The organism is Paenibacillus sp. TY11, from assembly GCF_059772165.1.
On sequence record NZ_JCBAIQ010000011.1, the window covers coordinates 202692 to 223812 of the forward strand.

Consider the following 21121-nt stretch of genomic DNA (forward strand, 5'->3'; position numbering starts at 1 on the left):
ACCGCAGCTTTGGTTATAACACGGCTCGGGAGGCTTTTCTATTGTTAGTTAATCAACGCAGCTTTTTGTAAAAGCACATGCAGCACCTTGGCGGATGCCTCACGCGTTGTAGGTGCATTCGGCTGGAAGTAGGAGGAGCCTTTAATCGCTTCTCCGTTGATGATACCTGCTGCACTTACTTTTTCAATACTGTCCTTGGCATAGCCTGCAAAGGATGAAGCATCATGGTACGGTGTACGTGCAGGGCCATCGGCTGCTGCTTTGATTTGAAGCAGATCTACAGCTTTACCCAGCACGACAGCAATTTCTTGACGACTGATATTAGCGTTCGGATCAAACTTGTCGCTGTTGCGACCCGTAATCAATCCGGCTTCATAAGCGGCTGCCACATCGCCAGAATACCAGCTACCTGCCGGGATATCACTGAATGGTGCAGCAGTACCTGGGGTCAGGCCAAGTGCCCGGGTTACCAGGGCTGCAAATTCCGCACGTGTCACGTTCTTCTTCGGTGAGAAAGTCGTGTCGGTTGTGCCGTTAATCAGCAACTTGTTGGCTAGCGATTGAATTTCTGATTGGGCATACGACGATGAAATATCTTCAAAGCTAACGGGGCGCGTCGCCGCTGCATATGTCGAGAAGCCCGGACGGCTTATCTTGACGACGGTAGATCCATCAGCCTGCTTGGTGAAGACGGATGGAACTGGATAGACATCTCCGTTCGCCGTATAGAGTACACCAGCTGTATTCGAATCAATTTGACCAGGTACGGTAAAGGATCGGCTAATGAACTGTCCTGGAGCAACCTTGAGCGGTTGGCTCTTGCCGCCAGTGACAATGTTAGCCTCAAACCCTACCGGGGTGCCGATCACATTCGAGCCTTTCAGCTTGCCTGTAAATGTGCTGCTTGCCTGAGCCTGGCTGCTGATTACCACTTCAATGCCTGCACCAGCAGGAACATTTTTCAGAGCGGATACTGGCAAAGCCAAAGAAGAGCCTGTATTGCTTACAATCAAGCTGCTTCCTGCTGCAGCCTTGCCCAGCGTTACCAGTTGTGTGGAAGTGAGCGATGCTTTCGTCGTTTGACCTGCTTGGCTAGTAGCCGACAGTACAATAGCTGTCGGGCTGGAACCTGCTGCTGTCACGGCAGCCTGCAAATCTGCATCGGTTACTGTCAGCGACTGTACATTATTGTTCAATGCAACAGCTGTAGTGACAGTTTTAACAGCCTGTCCTTGTTTCACAACGCTTTGAAGTGAAGGTGCAGATGTAGGGACAGGAGTGGATGTGTTCGTTGTAGCAGAAGGTGTAGTATTGCTTCTGCCGCCACCTCCACCACCTCCGCCTCCACCACTACCGCTGGATGCGGCGCTATTATCCACACGAATAGCTTTAGTAGCGGTGAAGAGTTTAGGACCTTTAGTAGTGCTCTCGACTTCGCCTTTTGCATTCAACTCCGGAGCGCTGACTTCCAGCTTGTATACGCCGTCCTTCAAATGCTGAATCACGGGCTGACCGTTAGCATCCAGAACAGATTTTCCATTGTCATCTAATTCGGCGTAACTTCCGTCAATGCCCTTGAAGGAGTAGACGCCTTGTTTGAGGCGTGCATTGTCACCTTGTTCCTTGGAGGTCGTAATTCCATCGATCAGACCGATTAACTTGTCATCTACGCCGTACACATAGAGCGCGATCAGGTTCGTTTTATCCGTAGTCAGGCGGAATGCCAAATCTGTTGAGCGCTGAGCACCTGTACGACTCGGATAAATAATCGGGTTGGTAACACTCAGGTCCTGCAAGCCAAAGCCTGTTGCCGGATTTTCTTTGCCCACATGAACGACGAACGGCAGATGAAGCGTTGGCAGTCCTGCGCTTTTCAGAATAACTTCCCCTTCATATACACCTGTGGCTGCGCCCGAATTTGGTTGTACAGACAGGAAGAACGGTTGCGATTTACCCGGTTCTGCCGAGATTGCTCCATTCGCGCCGACACCCTGCAACTGAACGGAAAGGTTGCTTACATCAGGCGTGGCAATCGGCTTAGTCGGATCAGAGGTTACATTATCATGTAAAATGTAGCTGGCTTCATATTGCACAGGGTTAGCGGACAAGTTTTTGAGTTGAAGCTGAATCTGCTTCGCATCACTACCAGGTCGTAACACCCCGAAGCTGGCGGAAGGATTGTAATTCACAACCTCCTGCCGATTAAAGTTTTTATCGAGAATCGTAATCTTTTCAACGGTTTCCAGCAGGGCGGGAGTCTGAATCGCATTAGCGATGTTTACTAGGCCTGCACCTTGGGAATACACATCATATTGAATTTTATCCTCATCAAAGAGTGTAACCGAAGTGTTTGCCAGAGCAGCACGGATATCAAACGGTGTCCAGTTTGGATGCTGCTGCTTCAGCAGCACAGCAAGTCCAGCCACATGCGGAGACGCCATACTTGTACCATTGCTACGACTGTAAGCTTGCTCATAAGATGCATCTGGATAGAACTTGGCGAAGGCAGGATAGGTTGACAAAATGCCAACCCCCGGTGCGCTCACGTCTGGTTTGATACTGAGCAGTTCATCTCCGTTCGGTCCACGGGAGCTAAATCCAGCAATTGTATTGCCTTCATTATCTGTGCGATGATAATCTTTTCCAAAAGTGATAAAGAATTTTTGTTTGTTGTTTTGGCTTTCAATGATTTGTCTTGCCAGCGCCCGGCCTTCCTTTCCTGTCATGTCAAAGGTAGGGATGTAATCCACACCGTCACCTTGATTTGAATTAATGTAACCGTCGTAACCTGGGATAGCATCATTCAGATTGGCTTGAGTGCTGTCGTCAGATTTCGCTTGACCATTAAAAATAACAATAGCCTTCGCACCGCTTTGTTGTGCGTTCGCGATTTTGTCTACGAAGCCCAAGACGCCACGTGATACGATTACAACCTTACCTTGTACATCTTTAGAAGCAAAGTCATCTGGGTATCCCAAATTGGCATACACTAATTCCAATGGTTCTGTTCCTAAAATGGAAGCGAAATCCTCATGAAACGTTTGCCAACTCATCGTGTTAAGATTGTAATAGGTGTCTGATGTAACTGTCATCAGCTTTCCATCATTGCCATAGGTAGCAAGATTAACCGATGCTCTATTTGAGTAGCTGTGGCTCGGCGAAGTAGCTGCACCGACGGAAATCGCCAATTGGGATGTTGCAGGTGAACCCATGGAATAAAAATATGGTCCATCCTGTGCCGCATTACCGTTCGCAATGACCGCGACTACGCCGGAAAGTACAGCATTATTGATGGCAATGGAGTCCGGGGAGTTGGGGTCCTTTTCGGAATCCGAGCCCAGCGACAGGTTAATGACGTTCATGCCATCTTTGACAGCGCGTTCAATACCGTCAATGACCTGTGCGGAGGAACCGGAGGAGCGACCCGTCTTGGTATTGCGTCCAAGCACTTTATACACGTATAAGTCCGATTTATAGGCAATGCCCTTTTGTACAATTTCCGAGGATTTATTCGCGGCTTTACCGGCAATCGTACCGGAGACGTGGGTACCATGTGTCGTTCCACTAAAACCTGTTCCGTATGGGTCATTCTCTTTTTCTAGGAACGGTTCCTCGTAAGGATCGTTGTCCTGTTCAAAAGAGTCATATCCGCCTTTGTAAGCTTCTTTCAAATCAGGATGTTCATAATCGATACCGGTATCAATAACCCCGACCTTGATTCCTTCGCCTGTCAATCCTTTGGCCCAGGCTTCGGGAACACCAATTTGGTCCAACGGTGCGTTATCATAAGTTGCTTCACTGGCTGTAAGTGTTGGTGGGTCCTGTACGGGGATGGAATAATACGTTTTGTTTTCGTGAATGGATTTTACGCCTGGCAGTTTAGCCAGTTCCGGAATCTTATTAGCTGGTAGTGTGACCTCCAAGCCGTTAAGAACTGTGTTGTATTGGTAATTCACCTGAAGAGAAATACCGTGCTCAGCGGCTTGGTCCACGAACGTTGTTTGTTCGGTGGCGATCGCGGATTCCGCTTTTTGCTCAGATTGAGCTGTGAAAACTTGAATGCCTGATCGTGCCGCATATTTGTCCACGGCTAGGGGCTCACCATCTAGCTGCACGATAACTCTGACCTGGCGGGAAGAGTCGGTACTCAGCTCTGGCGAAACGAAGGCCGGAGCCGCCTCAATAGTCAATGCTTCCTGAGCTTTCAAAAATGAGTTGATTTGCGGATCTGCATTAGCAGCAGAACTGAGAGACGGCAGAGACAAGCTTACCGTCAAGGCAAGAGCGAGTGATACGACAGGTATTTTTCTCAAAATGATCGGCTTTTTCAAAGATTTCCCTCTTTTCAATCAAAATATGATATGTCTACATACTAGGATTTGAAGCCACTGCCGTTGTCTCACGCCTCCCTTAATATCTAAAATAATAGAATTGACCACTGGTGACTAACTTGCCAGTTTTGAGGCATATCTTACCATATTGGTGGGATATATTACTATATGTTTTTTATATTTTTAGAAAAAACAAGGTTAACTTCACATAGAGATTCCATGGAAATGTTATGAATTTACTAGATTATTTTTGAAATCAATCGAAGGGGAATGGGAGAATGCGAGATTTAATGATATAATCTGCATTGGAATTGTTGCAGTTTCACAATAATGTAAAATGCTTAATGCAAAGGAGTCGATTATGTTGGCAAAAACATTGATTTTTGGGCATAAAAATCCGGATACGGATACCATTTGCTCAGCTATTGCTTATGCAGACTTGAAAACCAAACTGGGTGCGGACGTAGAGCCGGTTCGTCTGGGTGAGGTTAACGGGGAAACGCAGTATGCACTGGATTATTTCAAAGTGAGCGCGCCGCGTCTGGTTGAGCAGGTTGCCGCAGAAACGGACAGCGTCATTCTGGTCGATCATAATGAACGCCAGCAAAGCGCTGCTGATATTGACAAGGTACGTGTAATTGAAGTCATCGACCATCACCGGATCGCTAACTTTGAAACAAGCCAGCCGCTATACTTCCGCGCTGAGCCAGTGGGTTGCACAGCCACCATTTTGAACAAGCTCTACAAGGAAAATGGCGTAGCAATTCCGAAAGAAATCGCAGGTCTGATGTTGTCCGCGATTATTTCCGATTCCCTGTTGTTCAAATCCCCAACCTGCACGGATCAGGACGTAGCCGCTGCCCGTGAGCTGGCTGAAATTGCTGGTGTGGATGCAGATCGTTACGGATTTGACTTGCTTAAAGCGGGTGCTGATTTGAGCGGTCACACCATTGAACAGTTAGTAAGTCTGGATGCGAAGGAATTCCAGATGAATGGACGCAAAGTGGAAATTGCGCAAGTGAACGCAGTAGACGTGAACGACGTATTGTCCCGTCAAGCTGACCTGGAAGCTGCATTGTCCCAAACCATTGAAGCCAAAAATCTCGATCTGTTCCTGTTCGTCGTAACAGACATTGTGAACAGTGATTCCATTGGTATTGCGCTGGGAAGCCAGGCACAAGCGGTTGAAAAAGCCTATAATGTACAGTTGGACGACAACAAAGCTGTTCTGAAAGGCGTAGTATCTCGCAAGTCGCAAATCGTGCCTGTATTGACTGACGCTTTTAATAGTCTGTAATTTTGATAGATTGTGGCTCGCTCGCAAGCAAGACATGGCTTAAGTCTGTCGCGCATAGCAGCTAGCTGCTATCAAAGTAGCAATAAATAATAAGCCTCCTGAACCCGGCTGCATGAAGGCAGTGGAAGCAGGAGGCTTATTTTTATTTCTTCAGTTCTGCGAGGACGTCCCCGATACGAAATTCAAATGCCAATTTCAACTGGTCGCTCATCAGGTGCCAGGCATTTTCAGCTACAGCGAGATCACCGCTATGCGTAAAGGCATGTGCGGCACCCATGTATTTTTTATACGTCACGGGCACATCCGCTTCAATCAGCCGCTTGGCGTACAACTCGGCTTCGTCAGCTAAGGAGTCCAACTCCGCGGTTATGATCAGAGCGGGAGGGAGATTATGTAGTGATTCTGCATAAATGGGGGAAACCAACGGATTTCGCGCCTCATCTGCCGAGTGTAGATAGCTTTCATTGAAGATTTTTGCCATGCGAGGCGGAATCGCCTTCTCAAATTGGGGCTTCAGTTTGGGATCTGTAGCAATATCCAGTGGGGGGTAATCCAGTACCTGATACACAATCGGAAATTCCTTGTGATCCCGGGCCATGAGACACAGCGCTGCCGCCAGATTACCGCCTGCGCTGTGTCCCCCGACCGCAATGCGTTGAGGATCTACGTTCAGTACATCAGGATGCTCGTGCAACCATTGGGTCACATCATAGCTTTCCTGTAACGGGATAGGGAATTTATGCTCCGGGGCCAACCGATAATCTACATTAACGACGACGCAATTCGCACGTTCGGCAATGACCGGGCACCAGGGATCATCCATTTCGGCACTGCCCATTACAAAGCCGCTACCATGGAAATTGACGAATACAGGGAGTGGATCAGCAGACCGGTGGGATGGCTCATATACAATCACCCTGGAATCACCTACAGAGGTGGGGATGATCCTTTCTTTCCGGTGTACTTTGGGAGAATGCGAAGGTTTGAAATCAGATGCAGCTACCATTCTACCAGCCGATATGCGGGCAAGTTTGACGAACAGCTTTTGTCTCAGTCTTCGCACCATTTTTCTCTCTCCTCCCTGGGGTCGGTTAAACGCGAATCTTTAACATCTTCAAACGCAGAACGTACGCGTGACAAATAGGTTTGGAACTGACAGATTTCCGACTCACTAAAGTCTGACATCAGACGTGAAGCCAGCCCTATGAAAAAAGGATCCATCTGCTGAATTTTACTTCTTCCTTTATCATTCAGGGAAACAAATACACCCCGCTTGTCATTGGGATCGTCGTATTTATTAATGAATCCTTCTTGTTCGAGAGAAATAACCATAGAACTGATTGCCGCTCGGCTTACACCCATCTTTTCAGCCAAAGCAGAAGGAGACGACATTTCATCTCTTTGCGCAGAAAGTACACAAAGCGCAATATATTGCCCGTAGGAGAGACCAAATTCACGTGAACGTTTTTCCATACTTTTACGTATTTCATACGTTATGGAAAATAAATCTACCAAAACACCAATCGGTTTATTGCCACCTGGAAACAGATTATAGGCCAGTTGACGAATTTCGGAGTCCAAAAAAAAGAACATGCGATCCACCTCGATGTAGTTAATTAGTTAACTGTAATTTAATTAACCACTGGTTGCAATGATTTATACAAACTTTGTTCCGCATTTTTTTGAAAATATATCTGTAAAACGTCACTTCCAGGGACCGATGCACTGCTCAATGCCCTGATTCACAAAGGCTTGTATAGAGGGCTGACGCAGGGTACGCCCTTCTTGCCACCGCCACTCACTATATTGAACCTTGGCGGTATACATGGGTTGCACCCAAAACGCATCTTGATGCCGATCTGGTTTATTGACAAAAGGCCGCTCCGTAGTGGTATGTGGCAGCAGGCGCTCGGTAAGCTGGCGCCAATCTTCCCGAGTCAGCTTACCCGTACCCGCATGTCCGATATAGCGCAGCATTCCTTGTTTATCATACTGGCCCAGCAGCACAGCGTTAATAACGCCCCCGTTGAGGGTGTAGCCACCGATAACGGCAATGATATCGCCATAATTTTTGACCTTAACCCATCGTCCGTCCTGCCCGCCCAATGTGTACGGACTATCAAGCTTTTTACATACGATGCCTTCCATTCCTTGGCTGCACATAACCTGAAATAGAGCTTGTCCATCAGGATGAGCAGGAGCCAGTTGAATCTGTTCATTCGGTATGATGATCTGGTTCAGCAGTTCAAGCCTTTCTTGTAACGGTTTGCGATGAACCCACTCCCCATTCAGATACACAATATCAAATAACATGTAAGTGGCGGGTACAGCTTCATAGGCTGCCTGAATTCGATCCGTCCGACGAATTAGATCCCGTCGCATGATTTCATGGAACGATGGTTTACCGTCGGCACCGAGTGCGATCATTTCCCCGTCCAGTATGACCGAATCTGCCCTACAGTAGGAGGAAAAGAGAGCAAGCTCCGGGTACAAGAGTGTTCGTTCATGCTGTTTGCGGTTGAACAGACGCGTGCTACCCTGGTCGTGATACGTCAAAATTCTCGTACCGTCCCATTTTATTTCGTAACGCCAAAGTCCTTTATCTACAGGTACTTTTTCGCTCAAATCCGGTTCAAACGGGATGACAGGTTTCATTTCCGAACGCAACACAGCACCTCCCCTTGCCTTAATTGGAATAAATGTAGTGTCGACGATAGATCTTTTTTTATGTATGTGATGTTTCGCTGGTCCCTAAAGAGGGGAATGATAAGGATATCTAGCGTCGGCATGAAGTGATTGCAGTAATTCGTAGCATGGAGTCGTTACGGGATTTTCTTCAGTCAGAAAGGGGATCAGTCTCATGAGACAAATTCGCGAGGAGGACCATGCAGTAGTCATGGTGGATGATGGACAGGTAGTTGCAGAAGTAGGCTATAAATCCGTAGATGACCACTCTTTGGTCATTGACCATACATTTGTATCCGAGCAGTTACGGGGTCAAAAAATCGGCAAGGAGCTAATCGACAAAGTTGTTGATATGGCGAGGGATCAGCATAAAAAGGTTATCCCTGCTTGCTCGTACGCGTTGGCTCTGTTCAAGCGCCATCAGGAATACAATGACGTCTGGCAGCAATGAATATGGCACATCAATCTGCGTAATTGCATAACCGACACAACACCGGAGCGGGTAATCAGACCTTCCCGGTGTTTTTTTTTGTGTGCATAAAGCTTGTAAAATGATTGCATTCTACCGTTGATATAGAGAGGTAAAGGGCTATCCTCAAATGTTGAAGCATATTTTCTGACAGAAGGCTGTGAAATTGTTCATACTGTTGTCACTTCACAGGCTGTCCATGAGTTCTATATAATATATTATGGTTATGACTACAATAGTAACGAAAACCTGAATTTAAACGAAGGAGACGCTCATGATGAATAAAGCGAGTGAGGACAAGCAGTACGTTCCAACGAGCAAACGTAATTTTACAGCCTTGATTATCACCGTTTCCATTATAGCCAACGTGATTATTTTGCTGCTTTTCTTTTCGCCGATCGGATATCAGGGTAGTGTCAGCTTTGATATCACTATTTTCCCTAGGTTGAATGCGATTTTTAACAGCTTCACATTTATTTTCCTGTTGGCTGCACTGGTTGCTATTTTCAAGAAGAACATCAAGGTTCATAAAACCTTTATTTTGCTGGCCTTCGCCAGTACCGTTTTATTTTTATTTTCCTACCTGACCTTCCACTACATTTCGCCGGAAACTGCAAAATATGGTGGGGTGGGTATCCTTCGGCCGATTTACTTTACGCTGTTGATTTCGCATAGCATACTGGCTGCGCTTATCGTACCGTTGGCGCTGTTCACGGTTGTATGGGGATGGACGATGCAGGTAGCGAAACATCGTAAAATTGCGCGTTGGACGATGCCGATTTGGTTGTATGTGAGCTTGACCGGGGTACTGGTGTACGTTTTCATGGCCCCATATTATTAATAGATGTGAACCCTCTGCGGGTTAATTCAAGAAAATGGCGTCTCTGCTGAAGAGGCGTCTTTTTTGTATCCAATAAAAGAAAAATTATTCCTTCTAAATTTATTTTATTGAAAAAACGTTCCTTCTACAGAGGTATTTCTGCTATAATTTGCCTTAATCAACTAAGAACAAGGGGGTCACCATGTGACAAAGAATGCGAAAGGCAGGTTACGGTTGCTTGTATCTATGCTGGTGCTGGTTGTACTGCTGAGCAGCTGCGGTGGCGGAGGCTCAAAGTCGGAAAAGGTAGACGGAGGGAAAGTGACACTGCAATTTTGGACCATTGCGCTACAACCTACATTTACCCCGTATTTCAATCGGGTGATTGCCGATTATGAGCAGAAGAACCCCAATGTCAAAATCGATTGGAAGGATTACCCTTATGACGCAGTGACCAACAAGCTATTGACGAGTATCGCTAGCAACAGCAGTCCGGATGTGGTGAATCTCAATACGGAATTTGCTAGCCAAATGGGCTCCAAGGGTGCTGTTGTTGATATGAATGAGCATTTGTCGCCCGAGGAAAAGGCTGCTTATTTCGAGGGTATTTATAATTCCACAGTCATTGACGGTAAAGCTTATGCGCTACCCTGGTATACCGGCACGGAAGTGCTTTACATGAATACAAAGCTGGTCAAAGCCGCCGGATTGGACCCTGCTCATCCGCCCAAAACGCGGGAGGAATTGTCTGAATGGGGCCGCCAGATCAATAGAAAAATCGGCAAGGCAGGCTATGCTCAGCAGCTTGTATCCAAGCTTTTCGCTGTTGACGGCATTCCCATTCTGAATAAAGAAAAGACAGCAGCGGCGTTCAACACACCAGAAGCAGTCACCATGATTGATAATCTAAAAAAACAGATGGAAGATGGTGTCGTGCTCAAGGAAGATGCCGATTTCTCACAACAAGTGAAATATTATGCTGGAGAGCAGGTTGCTTTCGAGCTGGCAGGACCGACGTTCATCAATTTTATCAAAACGGCAGCGCCGGATGTATATAAGAACACGATTGCTGTTCCCGTCCCAACCGGCAAAGCCGATGTGCGTCTTTCCAACTCCATGGACCTGGTCGTACCTACCAAGTCTGCACATGTGGGCGAAGCGGTGAAGTTTGCTGTTTTCTTGACAAATGCAGAGAGTCAAACAGCTTTTTCCAAAGCGGCGAATACACTACCTTCCACGAAAGATTCCATTAAAGATCCGTATTTCACCCAGTCTGACAAATCATTAGAAGCACAAGCAAAGGTAGTATCCGCGCAAAGCTTGGATAAGGCGACAGATTATATGGTCGGTGTACCTAATGCCAAGGATGTGAACAGTGCCATCGCGCGAGCTTTGCAAAATATTGTATTGAACGGAACGGATACGAAGCAGACGCTTACTGCCCTGGAGCAGGAAGTGAACGATATTTTAAAGCAATAGGTTTGACAGGGGAGTAATGTGAATACTCCCTTGTTCATTTATCAAAATCAGGTGGTGATGCAGCATGATCAAATGGTTGAGGTCGGAGTCCTTTACGGCCTGGGCCTTTATGACGCCGGGACTGTTATTACTTGCCGTCTTTGTATTTTGGCCTATTATTTACAGCATCCCGCTGGCATTGACGGACTACTCTGTCATATCAGATACCCATTTTGTCGGCTTGGATAATTTTGCAGCGGCGTTTAAGGACCGTAACTTTCTTATTTCGATTTGGAACTCATTGTTGTACGTGCTCATTGTCCCCTTTCTCCAAATTTTCTCCATCCTGATGGCCGTGCTGGTGAACAGCCATATCCCGGGAATTAAAATATTTCGTACGACCTACTACATCCCTGTTGTGACTTCGATGGTAGCTGTAGCCTTAATTTGGAGCTGGCTGTTGGGCAATAACAGCGTAGTGAACTACTTGCTCATGCAGGTCGGCTTGATCAGCAAAGACATACATTGGTTATCGGATAGCAATTTGGCCTTGTATGTACTGATGTTCATCACGATGTGGAAGGGACTCGGGTATTATATGATGCTCTATCTGGCAGGATTACAAAACATTCCTCAAGATCTGTACGAAGCCGCTAGAGTCGACGGAGCAAGCCGATGGCGTCTGATTGTCCATATTACTCTTCCACTGCTGAGACCTTACGTTCTGTTCTGTACCCTTATATCGCTCATGTCAGCTATTCGTGTATTTGATGAGGTATATGTGCTAACCAAGGGTGGACCGGGAACGGCCACGTTGACATCCAGCTTGTATATTTTTCAAAAGGGGATGGAGCAGTTTAATTTTGGGTACGCTTCGGCGCTTGGCTTAATTGTCGGTGCAATGATTGCGGTACTTAGTATTATCGTATTCCGATTCAATAGGAAAGGCGGTGTCAATCCCTATTGATGAATCTAAAGGATGACAAAATGCTACGCTCGTCTCTTCCTAAAAAGGAAAGCAGCCGCATCATGCGCAGTCTTGGTCGAATGCTCAGAATGACAGTAATCTATTTGCTTCTAGTGCTGCTCGCCCTCTTTTTAATGGGACCATTCCTATGGCTGCTTAGCGTATCTCTCATGCCAGGTCGTAACATTTTTTCAACACCGCCCGCTATTTTTCCGACCTTTATTGATTTCGACAACTATGTTCAGGTGTGGCAGTTTATGAATTTTCCAAAATATATGCTGAATACGGTCATCATTACGGTGTTGGGCGTTGTGCTCAATGTGGTGCTCGCCAGTCTGACAGGATATCCCTTGGCTGTATTTCGTTTTAAGGGTAAAAATCTGGTGTTTACGCTGCTGATTGCTACGATGATTATTCCTTCTTACACCGCATTTATTGTGCATTATCTGACCATTCAAGGGCTTCATCTGGGCAATACCTATTTGGGTGTGGTACTGCCTGGGGCTGTCTCTGTGTTCAACATTTTTCTGATGCGGCAGACGTTTATTCATATTCCCACCGATGTGCGTGATTCCGGTAAAATGGACGGCGCTTCGGAGTTTCGAATTTGGTGGCAGCTGGTGCTTCCGCTGGTCAAGCCGGCGCTCGCTGTGATTTCTTTGTTGGAGGCGATGTCATTCTGGAACAGCTTCCTGTGGCCTATCGTTATTTTGAACGATACGGAGCTTTACCCGCTGGCAGCTGCACTTACGTATCTCAACGGTCAATTTGCCTATAATTTCGGCTGGATTGCTGCAGGCACAATGATTTCGGTAGTGCCGATCATTATATTGTTCCTGTTCACACAGCGCTACTATATGGAAGGTTTGGCGGGAGCGGTAAAAGGATAAGCCAGAAGTCTCGGCTACGGAGAGTCCGTGAATGGAAGGAGACGATTGCGATGGAACTGTCGAAAGGAATGGGGCCTAATTCGGGTGTGGGGCTAACACCGCAGGAGATTCAATATTATTTTCGTGATGTGTATGACAGCGGGGAAAAGCTGGTTATCTCCGAACCGCGCCTGATCTGTGAACTGTCCTCTCGCTTCGCAATGAATCAGGAGTATGAAGGTGTGCTGGACCCCGAGGGACCGATCAAGCTCATTGTACCTCCGGGACCGGGTGTACCGACTGAAACACGGGGAAGCGTGCAGTTGGTGCTCGAATATGACGGAGCGCTTGCTGCCGATGGATATCGTTTGGACATTCAGAAGGAAGGGCGGATTGAAGTCCATGCTTCCAATAAAAGAGGGCTCAAATACGGCATGGATGCCCTGCATCTCCTGCTTCAAGTGGAACAGGAACGATGTATTCTGCCGGTGATGTCTATTCGGAATGAGCCTTCCTTTCCGGTCAGAGGAATTATTGAAGGCTTCTACGGGAAACCGTGGAGTTTCGCGGATCGGCTGGATGCCGTCCGTTTTATGGCTGCGCATCGGATGAACACGTTCATGTATGCCCCCAAGGATGATCCATATCATCGTGAGCTATGGAGGGAGCCGTACCCTGAGGATACGTTTGCCCAGATCCGCGAATTAAAGGAAGTCTGCGAACGGCATGAGGTTGATTTTCATTACTGTATCAGTCCAGGGAACGACCTGAGCTTTGGCAGCGATGAAGATTTCCTCAAATTGACGGAAAAGCTGGCGGCCGTGATTGCCATTGGCGTACGCCATTTTTCTGTATTAATGGATGACATTGACTATGTACTCAAAGGGGAAAATCGACATTTGCTGGGCCGCTCGGGTCACGCTCATGTCTTTTTGACGAACAAGGTGCATGCATGGCTGACTGAACGGCTACCTGAATTTACGCTGACGGTCTGTCCTTCTGAATATTGGTCGTATTGGGATACCGAATACAAAAAGGATTTCCGTGAGCGGCTGCATCCGGAGATTAAGGTGTTCTGGACGGGGTACTTTGTTTTTGCTCCACAGATTAGTCGCGAGCACGCAGCCGATAATCATGCATTCTTTGGGCATGAACTGTGGCTGTGGGATAACATCCCGGTGAATGATTGTGACCATGATCGGTTATTCCTCGATCCGCTGCGCGGACGATATTCAAGGCTACCAGACTGCGGACACACCGGTATGGTGGCCAACCCGATGAATCAGTGGGAATGCTCCAAAGTGACGCTCATTACGATGTCCCACTATATGTGGAACAGTGAGCGGTATATGCCGGAGCTATCTTGGGAATGGGCTGTGCAGGAGTTAGCGGGGGAGCGTGCGGATGAACTGATGTTTTTCTGTCGTCAAAACAGGAACAGCCGACTGGGCGGCAGCACGTATGAGGACGTGGATATTGCCTTGCAAATGCGCGATATCCCTGCGCTGGATATGTACTTTGAGCGGCTACTTGAGGCCGTGAGCGTCCTACGGAACGTGCCTGCCGATGATCCGGCGGTAGGGTTCGTGTCCCAGGCCGCGCCGTGGCTGGAACGTGCCGAGCTGGACGCGGCCGTGTGGCATGTGTTGCGCCAAGCTGCGCTCAGCAGCGAGCGACAGGACGATGCACAGTCACGGGGGAGCAGCACGCCAAGCGAAGCAGTTGACGGGCAAGAGCCGCCGCCGCTGACGGACGAAGTCGTGGCGGAACTACGACGCGGTATCATCGCTTGCCTCGAAGCAAAGGCTCGGCTGGGTAGCAATCCGGCGATCCGTGCTGCCGAGCAGTGGGGCTACGTTGATCAGGATGAACAAGGCAAATATCGACTAATTCTATAGGCTTTAGCCGATGGAGAGAAACCAGGTAGCTTAGCTGCGCAGAAAATAATTATTGCTGTTAGCATAACGGTAATTTTCAGGAGAGGTGGAGCGTATGGTGAAGCCAAACACCCGATTACTTTTTATACCGCTGGATGAGCGGCCCTGTAATTATCAATTTCCTTATTTGCTGGCACAGGGCACAGACCTAGAAATGGAGCGGCCCCCATTGGAATGGATGGGACAAAAGAAAACCCCTGGCGATACGACCAGACTATGGGCATGGCTCGAAGAACGTGCGGCGGCTGCTGATGGAGCCATTATTGCAATGGATACGTTGCTATACGGGGGAATCGTACCTTCTCGACTACATGGAATGTCGAGCGAGCAGGTCGGAGACAGGGCAATTCGTCTTCGCAGGTTAAAGCAACTATACCCACAACTGACCCTGTATGCATTTCAATTGATTATGCGTTGTCCGCAATACTCTTTAGCTGATGAAGAACCGGATTACTATGCCGATTGGGGTCGTGAGATATTCAGAAAGGGCTTCATAGAGCATCGTCAGGAGCTAGGAATCGCTACCGCAGAAGAGTTGCTCGAATTAGCTGACATCAACGAGCGTCTGCCTATAGAGATACTGGACGATTATCTGGGCCGTCGCCGTGTGAATCTGGAGGCCAATCAAGTCGCACTGGATCTCGTAGCTGAAGGTGTCATTGATTTTATGATCATCCCACAGGATGATTCGGCTCCCTACGGCTATACCGCCAAGGATCAGCAGCGGCTAAGAAGTCGTATTTCTGAGCTTGGACTGGATTTGAATGTATACATGTACCCGGGGGCAGACGAAGTGGGTTGTACGTTGCTGGCTCGTTGGGTTAACCAGACCAATAATGTGGTTCCACTGGTGTATCCCCGATTGTCTGCTTTGCAGGGGGCGTTCGTAGTCCCGCTGTTTGAAGATCGCTATTTTTACGAAACGTTAAAGTACCAGATTATAGCGGCAGGTGGGCTGATAGCTTCCTCAGCAGCGGAGGCTAATTTGATTTTGCTGGCTAACACACCCGGCGACACGATGGCAGAAGCTTCATCCCAGCAGCATGCAATGGCCGGATATGATGTACATCGGAATGTAGTAGAGCTGGTTGAGTACGGTGCTTATATGCTGCAATATGCAGATAAAAATATTGCAATTGCTGATGTGGGCTATGCCAACGGCGCCGATCTCAAGTTGCTTAGACTATTGAAGCAAAAAGGACTACTTTTTAAGCTGGCAGGTTATGCAGGCTGGAATACCAGTTCTAACACGCTCGGTACCGTCATTGCCCAGTCTATGCTTTATACCCACTATGGCTCTACGGAGGAACATCTGGATTTTCTGGCGCTGCGCTACGCCGAGGATGCCTGTTATTGCTCTGTGGTACGTACGGCTATGAATAACGGGATTGTGGAGCAGATGGGCTTTACCAAGTTTATGCTCGATGGACCGAGAGGCTCGGTAGCCGCGGTCATTCGCGGACGGCTGGAGCAGGCGCTCGATGAAAATGTAAATGGGCCGGAGGGCCGCGTGGAAATTACAGATTGCTACATGCCGTGGAACCGCACCTTTGAAGTCGGATTGACCGTACGGCATCATGCCAAGGAGAGAGGGTGATTCCTATGGGAATGGAAGGTGTATTATCCAAAGTTCAGCACGGACTGATCGTATCCTGTCAGGCGCTACCGGGGGAACCGCTGCATGGAGCAGATTCCATGGTCAAAATGGCTCGTGCCGCACAGCAGGGTGGAGCCGTAGCGATTCGCGCCAATGGCGCATCGGATGTACGTGCGATTAAACAGGCAATTTCTCTACCAGTCATTGGCTTGATTAAGCGGGATTATGATGATTCTGATATTTACATTACGCCGACTCTTCGTGAGATGGAGGAATTGGTTGAGGCGGGTGCGGATATCATCGCGCTCGATGCCACACTGCGTCCACGCCCGGGAGGGTGCAAACTGAAGCGGCTCATAGATTATGCCCATGAGCAGGGGGTCACTTCTATGGCAGATATATCGACACTGGAGGAGGCGCTTCATGCGGCTTCCCTTGGTGTAGGCTGCGTATCCACAACATTATCCGGATATACGCCATACTCTACCCAGATAGATGGTCCGGATCTGGAACTGGTTCGGAGAGCGTCGGAGCTGGTTCCCGTTCCTTTAATTGCAGAGGGCAAAATCTATGACCCGGCGCAGGTTGAGGAAGCATTCCGAATGGGAGCACATGCAGTGGTTGTAGGCTCGGCGATTACCAGACCCCAATTGATTACGCAGCGGTTTGCCGATGCCGCAAGGAAGGCAGTGAAATGCATCTATGGAGATGAACGACCGAATTAACACGTATTATCCTTCATTAACGAAATCGGAGCAAAAAGTCGCCATGTGCGTACTGGAACGCCCTGCAGACATCATATATTTCTCCGTGACGGAGCTGGCAGATTTTGCGGGTACAGGCGAGACGACCGTTATGCGCTTTTGCCGGAAAATTGGATTTAAAGGTTATCAGGATTTTCGACTGTCCTTGGCGCAAAATCAGACTTATCGCAAAACGGATATGGGCGAGGAGGACACCGATCCAGATAACGAACATGATATTACGCGTACGGTGTATCACAACATGCTCGATATTTTGCACTCCAGTATGGGGCTGCTGGACCGTTCAGAGCTTGGTCGTGCGATAGCGTGTCTCGATCAAGCGGGCTATGTTCAATTTTTCGGTGTAGGCGCTTCGGGAATTTCCGCGCAGGATGCTAAAAATCGTTTCTTACGGATCGGGCGGCGCGCCGAGGCTGTGGCAGACGGACATATCCAGTCGATGATGGCGGTGTCCATGAACCCTGGTGATGTCGCTATCGGCATCAGTGTATCGGGAAGTACGCTGGATACGAACGACATGCTGCGCAAGGCCAAGCAAAACGGTGCAACAGTTATCGCAATTACGAATTATGCGAAATCACCCATTACCTCCATTGCAGATATCGTGTTGCTGACCGCAGGCAAGGAAGCCCCGACAGAAGGCGGTTCAATTAGTGCTAAAATCTCGCAGCTATTCGTGATTGACCTCATCTGCGAAGGACTTGCTCGCAAGCACACGAGTCACACCAAACAGATGAAGGAAAAAACAGCGAGGGCGGTTATTGAACGAAGCTATTGAGATTTTTCGATTTTGGATTGGAAAACGGTACGCTCCGACAGGTTCAATGACTTGTGTTTGTGGTGGCTTATGAATTGCAATTTCATGTATTGCTGTTTAATAGAAGGTTTGTGCAAAGAGCTAGTATGCTTTTATGTTGGGCAACAAGGAGGATGCTGTGGTGGCAGTTGCTGTGAACAGAGTCATTGGGATCGACATTGGAGGCACATCAGTGAAGGCCGCCATAGTGGCACGGGACGGATCCGTGCTTGATGAAATCCGGCTGGATACGGACGCTTCTCGTGGACGTGAATGGGTATTGTCGCGGATGTCTGAGTCTGTATTCGGACTGATGCGTTCTTTTGGAGACACCAGCACTGTTACCTATATAGGTATAGGCGCTCTAGGCATCGCTACTGCTGGCAGAGTAAATGTGGAGAGCGGTGAAGTTGTGTATGCCACAGATAACCTGCCTGGCTGGCAAGGCACATCCTTGGTAACGTGGGCTAGAGAAAAGCTGGCTTTACGTGCGGTTGCTGATAATGATGCGAACGCCGCTTTACTTGGAGAAGCGTGGCAGGGAGCGGGGAAGGGCAAGCAGCGCTTGGTCATGCTCACTTTGGGAACAGGTGTCGGAGGTGCATATATGGAAAATGGCCTCTTGTGTAGAGGGGCTCATTGGAGCGGCGGCGATTGGGGGCACAGTATTCTATTCCCCGGAGGTCATCCCTGCAATTGCGGAAAAAAAGGGTGCGCCGAGCAGTATGTATCGGGTAGCGCCCTGTTACGTCGAGGCAGGGAACACGTCGGTAAATTGTACCGTTCAGGGAACGAGATTGTGAAAGAGGCCGCTCACGGTAACCTGAAGGTAATACAAGTGCTGGACGATTACACCGCGGATTTAGCTGTGCTTCTGGCTAATATCTCGGTGACTCTTGATCCTGAGGCGATCATTGTAGGCGGAGGAGTAGCGGACGCGGGAGAGGTCTGGTGGCCCTTGCTGGAAAAGCATCTGCACCAACTGGGAGTTCAAACGGAAGTAAGTCGGGCGTTGTTGGGCAATCGCGCTGGAATCATCGGCGCTGCCCGGCTTGCTTTTGAAATGACTGAGTCTTAGTACAAGAATGAAAGGGGAACGAACCATGACGCAAAAACGGCTTGATACCGATATTGTTGTGATTGGCGGAGGTCTGGGGGGGACATCGGCAGCCCTTGCGGCGGCGAAGGCTGGTATGAGAGTCATCGTGACGGAGGAGACGGACTGGTTGGGGGGACAGTTAACTTCACAGGCCGTTCCCCCAGATGAGCACCGATGGATCGAACAGTTTGGCTGCACAGGAACATACCGTGAGTTCCGTAATCGTGTACGTGACTATTACCGTCAGAACTATCCGTTAACTGAAGAAGCCCATAATGATCCCATTCTCAATCCTGGAAACGGCTGGGTAAGCCGTCTGGCTCATGAACCACGGGTAGCTCTGCGGGTGCTTGAAGATATGCTTGCTCCCTATTTGAATTCCGGGCGCGTTCGTGTATATTATCACACCGTGCCCATTGCCGCTCAGACGGATGGGGACTGTATTACTTCTGTAACCGTCCGTACCTCGAATAGCCCTGATCATAAGAGTAGAGTCAGAGTGCTGCACGGAACGTTTTATCTGGATGCGACAGAGTGTGGCGATCTTCTTCCATTGGCGGGCGTGGAGCATACGAGTGGAGCAGAGTCGCGGGCTGCTACGGGTGAACCTCATGCACTAGAGTGTGCTAACCCTTTTGATATGCAATCTATCACACATGTGGCTGCCGTAGACTATATTCCCCAGGGGAGCTTCATTATAGAGCGGCCGCAACAATATGATTTTTGGAGAAATTATATTCCTTCCTTTTCCCGTTTTCCGATTTTGAGCTGGTTTGCTACAGACGCGGATGATACCAGTAAATTAAAACAGTTCACATTGTTCCCCAACGATCAGGGCATTGTATCCTTATGGGATTATCGTCGTATTGTAGACCCCTCCATATGGAGCGAACCGCTAAATGATGGTGAGGTAACTCTTTTAAACTGGGCGCAAAATGATTATTACCTGGGACCGTTGATCGGTGTCACCGCTCAGGAACAGGAAAGACATCGAGAAGGAGCACGTGAGTTGACCCGTTCATTAATATATTGGCTTCAGACCGAAGCACCTCGGTTAGATGGAGGGTTCGGCTATCCGGGAATTCGACCACGGGGAGATTTTCTCGGCACTTCAGATGGTCTGGCTAAAACGGCTTATATTCGCGAGTCACGCCGGATACAGGCCATGTATACGATATCTGAGTTTGATGTAAGTCGTGAGCTTCGGGGAAAAGAGGGGCCCAAACGCTATACAGACAGTGTAGGTGTAGGCAGCTATCATTTGGATCTTCATCCAACTACGGTATCTCAGCGAACATTCTACATTCCTAACTATCCTTATGAAATCCCATTGGGCTCACTGATTCCGGTAAGAGTACGCAATTTGCTTCCTGCCTGCAAAAATATAGGGATGACCCAAATAGCAAATGGCTGCTATCGACTGCATCCTACAGAATGGAATATAGGAGAATCAGCGGGAAGTCTGGCGGCTTACTGTGTCTCCAACGGAGTATATCCCATTGAAGTGAGCGAATCAGCAGAGCATCTGGGATGTTTTCAAAACAGTCTTCTTCGCCAGGGTGTGGAGTTACACTGGCCTGCAGAAGTATTCGAGCCAGAGGGAGTCATCAGTTAATGAAAGGGGCAGCTAGCCTCTTGGCTGAGTTTAATGAGGTAGAGAAAAGGGGAGTTATTCTAAAATAATAAAATTAAAAAAAGTGCTTGCTAAGTTGCTGGGGTTTATGATATATTATTTGAGCTGACAACAAAACAGCAGTTTCAAAAGCGAAAAGCTTGGGTGAAATGATCTTCAAAAAAAGAAAAAAATAACCCTTGCATTTTTGAAACGAACATGATATGATCTTATAGCTGTTGAAAAACGCAGCGAAAGAGAAATGTTTGATCTTTGAAAACTGAACAACGAGTGAGTAAATGATTTTGCTTGCAAAATCAAACAAGAGATATTTTATCTCGTCAGTTTCAAAATGAGCTTATCGCTCTTTCTATAAACCAACTTCGGTTGGTCTTTAATGGAGAGTTTGATCCTGGCTCA

Annotated in this window: 16 protein-coding genes; 12 read left to right on the plus strand and 4 right to left on the minus strand. The window is 48.1% G+C overall.

Annotated features, from left to right (window positions below; translation table 11 throughout):
- Positions 1–44 precede the first annotated feature (44 nt).
- Positions 45–4331 carry a S8 family serine peptidase gene (locus tag AC6EJC_RS14795; protein ID WP_444954623.1) on the minus strand — a complete coding sequence of 1429 codons (4287 nt, stop codon included), beginning with the start codon at positions 4329–4331 and terminating at the stop codon, positions 45–47.
- Between the two features lie 361 nt (positions 4332–4692).
- Here AC6EJC_RS14795 and AC6EJC_RS14800 point away from each other — a divergent pair, with 361 nt between their 5' ends.
- Positions 4693–5628 carry a manganese-dependent inorganic pyrophosphatase gene (locus AC6EJC_RS14800; RefSeq protein ID WP_444954624.1) on the plus strand — a complete coding sequence of 312 codons (936 nt, stop codon included), beginning with the start codon at positions 4693–4695 and terminating at the stop codon, positions 5626–5628.
- Positions 5629–5770: 142 nt separating this feature from the next.
- Here AC6EJC_RS14800 and AC6EJC_RS14805 read toward each other — a convergent pair whose 3' ends face one another.
- From AC6EJC_RS14805 to AC6EJC_RS14815, 3 genes are all read right to left on the minus strand, one after another.
- A complete protein-coding gene (locus AC6EJC_RS14805) occupies positions 5771–6694 on the minus strand; it encodes an alpha/beta hydrolase (RefSeq protein ID WP_444954625.1) in 924 nt (307 codons plus the stop codon).
- The gene (locus tag AC6EJC_RS14810) at positions 6679–7221 is read right to left on the minus strand and encodes a MarR family winged helix-turn-helix transcriptional regulator (RefSeq protein ID WP_444954626.1); all 543 of its coding nucleotides are present in this window, start codon (positions 7219–7221) and stop codon (positions 6679–6681) included. Before AC6EJC_RS14810 ends, AC6EJC_RS14805 begins: the two co-directional genes overlap by 16 nt.
- Before the next feature lie 111 nt (positions 7222–7332).
- Entirely contained in the window at positions 7333–8295 is a 963-nt protein-coding gene (locus tag AC6EJC_RS14815) for an ATP-dependent DNA ligase (protein WP_444954627.1), read from the minus strand.
- Positions 8296–8488: 193 nt separating this feature from the next.
- Between AC6EJC_RS14815 and AC6EJC_RS14820 the strand changes: the two genes are divergently transcribed.
- The 11 genes from AC6EJC_RS14820 to AC6EJC_RS14870 all read left to right on the plus strand — a co-directional run bounded on the left by AC6EJC_RS14820 (position 8489) and on the right by AC6EJC_RS14870 (position 20704).
- Positions 8489–8764: a GNAT family N-acetyltransferase gene (locus AC6EJC_RS14820; protein ID WP_444954628.1), complete on the plus strand. Its 276-nt coding sequence runs from the start codon at positions 8489–8491 to the stop codon at positions 8762–8764.
- Between the two features lie 292 nt (positions 8765–9056).
- Positions 9057–9623, plus strand: coding sequence for a DUF420 domain-containing protein (locus tag AC6EJC_RS14825; RefSeq protein WP_444954629.1), 567 nt, complete (start codon positions 9057–9059; stop codon positions 9621–9623).
- Positions 9624–9806: 183 nt separating this feature from the next.
- Entirely contained in the window at positions 9807–11081 is a 1275-nt protein-coding gene (locus AC6EJC_RS14830) for an ABC transporter substrate-binding protein (protein ID WP_444954630.1), read from the plus strand.
- Between the two features lie 64 nt (positions 11082–11145).
- Entirely contained in the window at positions 11146–12027 is an 882-nt protein-coding gene (locus AC6EJC_RS14835; protein ID WP_444954631.1) for a carbohydrate ABC transporter permease, read from the plus strand.
- On the plus strand, positions 12027–12917 hold the full coding sequence (locus tag AC6EJC_RS14840; RefSeq protein WP_444954640.1) for a carbohydrate ABC transporter permease: 891 nt from the start codon (positions 12027–12029) through the stop codon (positions 12915–12917). The genes AC6EJC_RS14835 and AC6EJC_RS14840 overlap by 1 nt, the downstream gene beginning before the upstream one ends.
- A 50-nt stretch (positions 12918–12967) precedes the next feature.
- On the plus strand, positions 12968–14794 hold the full coding sequence (locus AC6EJC_RS14845; RefSeq protein ID WP_444954632.1) for a protein O-GlcNAcase: 1827 nt from the start codon (positions 12968–12970) through the stop codon (positions 14792–14794).
- A gap of 94 nt (positions 14795–14888) precedes the next feature.
- Positions 14889–16430 carry a DUF4127 family protein gene (locus AC6EJC_RS14850; protein WP_444954633.1) on the plus strand — a complete coding sequence of 514 codons (1542 nt, stop codon included), beginning with the start codon at positions 14889–14891 and terminating at the stop codon, positions 16428–16430.
- Between the two features lie 5 nt (positions 16431–16435).
- Positions 16436–17155: an N-acetylmannosamine-6-phosphate 2-epimerase gene (locus tag AC6EJC_RS14855; protein ID WP_444954634.1), complete on the plus strand. Its 720-nt coding sequence runs from the start codon at positions 16436–16438 to the stop codon at positions 17153–17155.
- Complete coding sequence (locus tag AC6EJC_RS14860; protein WP_444954635.1) at positions 17133–17972, plus strand: MurR/RpiR family transcriptional regulator; 840 nt, start codon at positions 17133–17135, stop codon at positions 17970–17972. The genes AC6EJC_RS14855 and AC6EJC_RS14860 overlap by 23 nt, the downstream gene beginning before the upstream one ends.
- Positions 17973–18105: 133 nt before the next feature.
- On the plus strand, positions 18106–19068 hold the full coding sequence (locus AC6EJC_RS14865) for an ROK family protein (RefSeq protein ID WP_444954636.1): 963 nt from the start codon (positions 18106–18108) through the stop codon (positions 19066–19068).
- A gap of 25 nt (positions 19069–19093) precedes the next feature.
- Positions 19094–20704: an FAD-dependent oxidoreductase gene (locus AC6EJC_RS14870; RefSeq protein WP_444954637.1), complete on the plus strand. Its 1611-nt coding sequence runs from the start codon at positions 19094–19096 to the stop codon at positions 20702–20704.
- Positions 20705–21121: the final 417 nt, after the last annotated feature.

Excerpts from the sequence above, each read along its gene's own strand:
- AC6EJC_RS14800 (WP_444954624.1), top strand. The coding sequence starts at position 4,693 with ATGTTGGCAAAAACATTGATTTTTGGGCATAAAAATCCGGATACGGAT.
- AC6EJC_RS14805 (WP_444954625.1), bottom strand. The coding sequence starts at position 6,694 with ATGGTGCGAAGACTGAGACAAAAGCTGTTCGTCAAACTTGCCCGCATA.
- AC6EJC_RS14810 (WP_444954626.1), bottom strand. The coding sequence starts at position 7,221 with ATGTTCTTTTTTTTGGACTCCGAAATTCGTCAACTGGCCTATAATCTG.
- AC6EJC_RS14820 (WP_444954628.1), top strand. The coding sequence starts at position 8,489 with ATGAGACAAATTCGCGAGGAGGACCATGCAGTAGTCATGGTGGATGAT.
- AC6EJC_RS14825 (WP_444954629.1), top strand. The coding sequence starts at position 9,057 with ATGATGAATAAAGCGAGTGAGGACAAGCAGTACGTTCCAACGAGCAAA.
- AC6EJC_RS14835 (WP_444954631.1), top strand. The coding sequence starts at position 11,146 with ATGATCAAATGGTTGAGGTCGGAGTCCTTTACGGCCTGGGCCTTTATG.
- AC6EJC_RS14840 (WP_444954640.1), top strand. The coding sequence starts at position 12,027 with ATGAATCTAAAGGATGACAAAATGCTACGCTCGTCTCTTCCTAAAAAG.
- AC6EJC_RS14845 (WP_444954632.1), top strand. The coding sequence starts at position 12,968 with ATGGAACTGTCGAAAGGAATGGGGCCTAATTCGGGTGTGGGGCTAACA.
- AC6EJC_RS14850 (WP_444954633.1), top strand. The coding sequence starts at position 14,889 with ATGGTGAAGCCAAACACCCGATTACTTTTTATACCGCTGGATGAGCGG.
- AC6EJC_RS14855 (WP_444954634.1), top strand. The coding sequence starts at position 16,436 with ATGGGAATGGAAGGTGTATTATCCAAAGTTCAGCACGGACTGATCGTA.
- AC6EJC_RS14860 (WP_444954635.1), top strand. The coding sequence starts at position 17,133 with ATGGAGATGAACGACCGAATTAACACGTATTATCCTTCATTAACGAAA.
- AC6EJC_RS14865 (WP_444954636.1), top strand. The coding sequence starts at position 18,106 with ATGTTGGGCAACAAGGAGGATGCTGTGGTGGCAGTTGCTGTGAACAGA.
- AC6EJC_RS14870 (WP_444954637.1), top strand. The coding sequence starts at position 19,094 with ATGACGCAAAAACGGCTTGATACCGATATTGTTGTGATTGGCGGAGGT.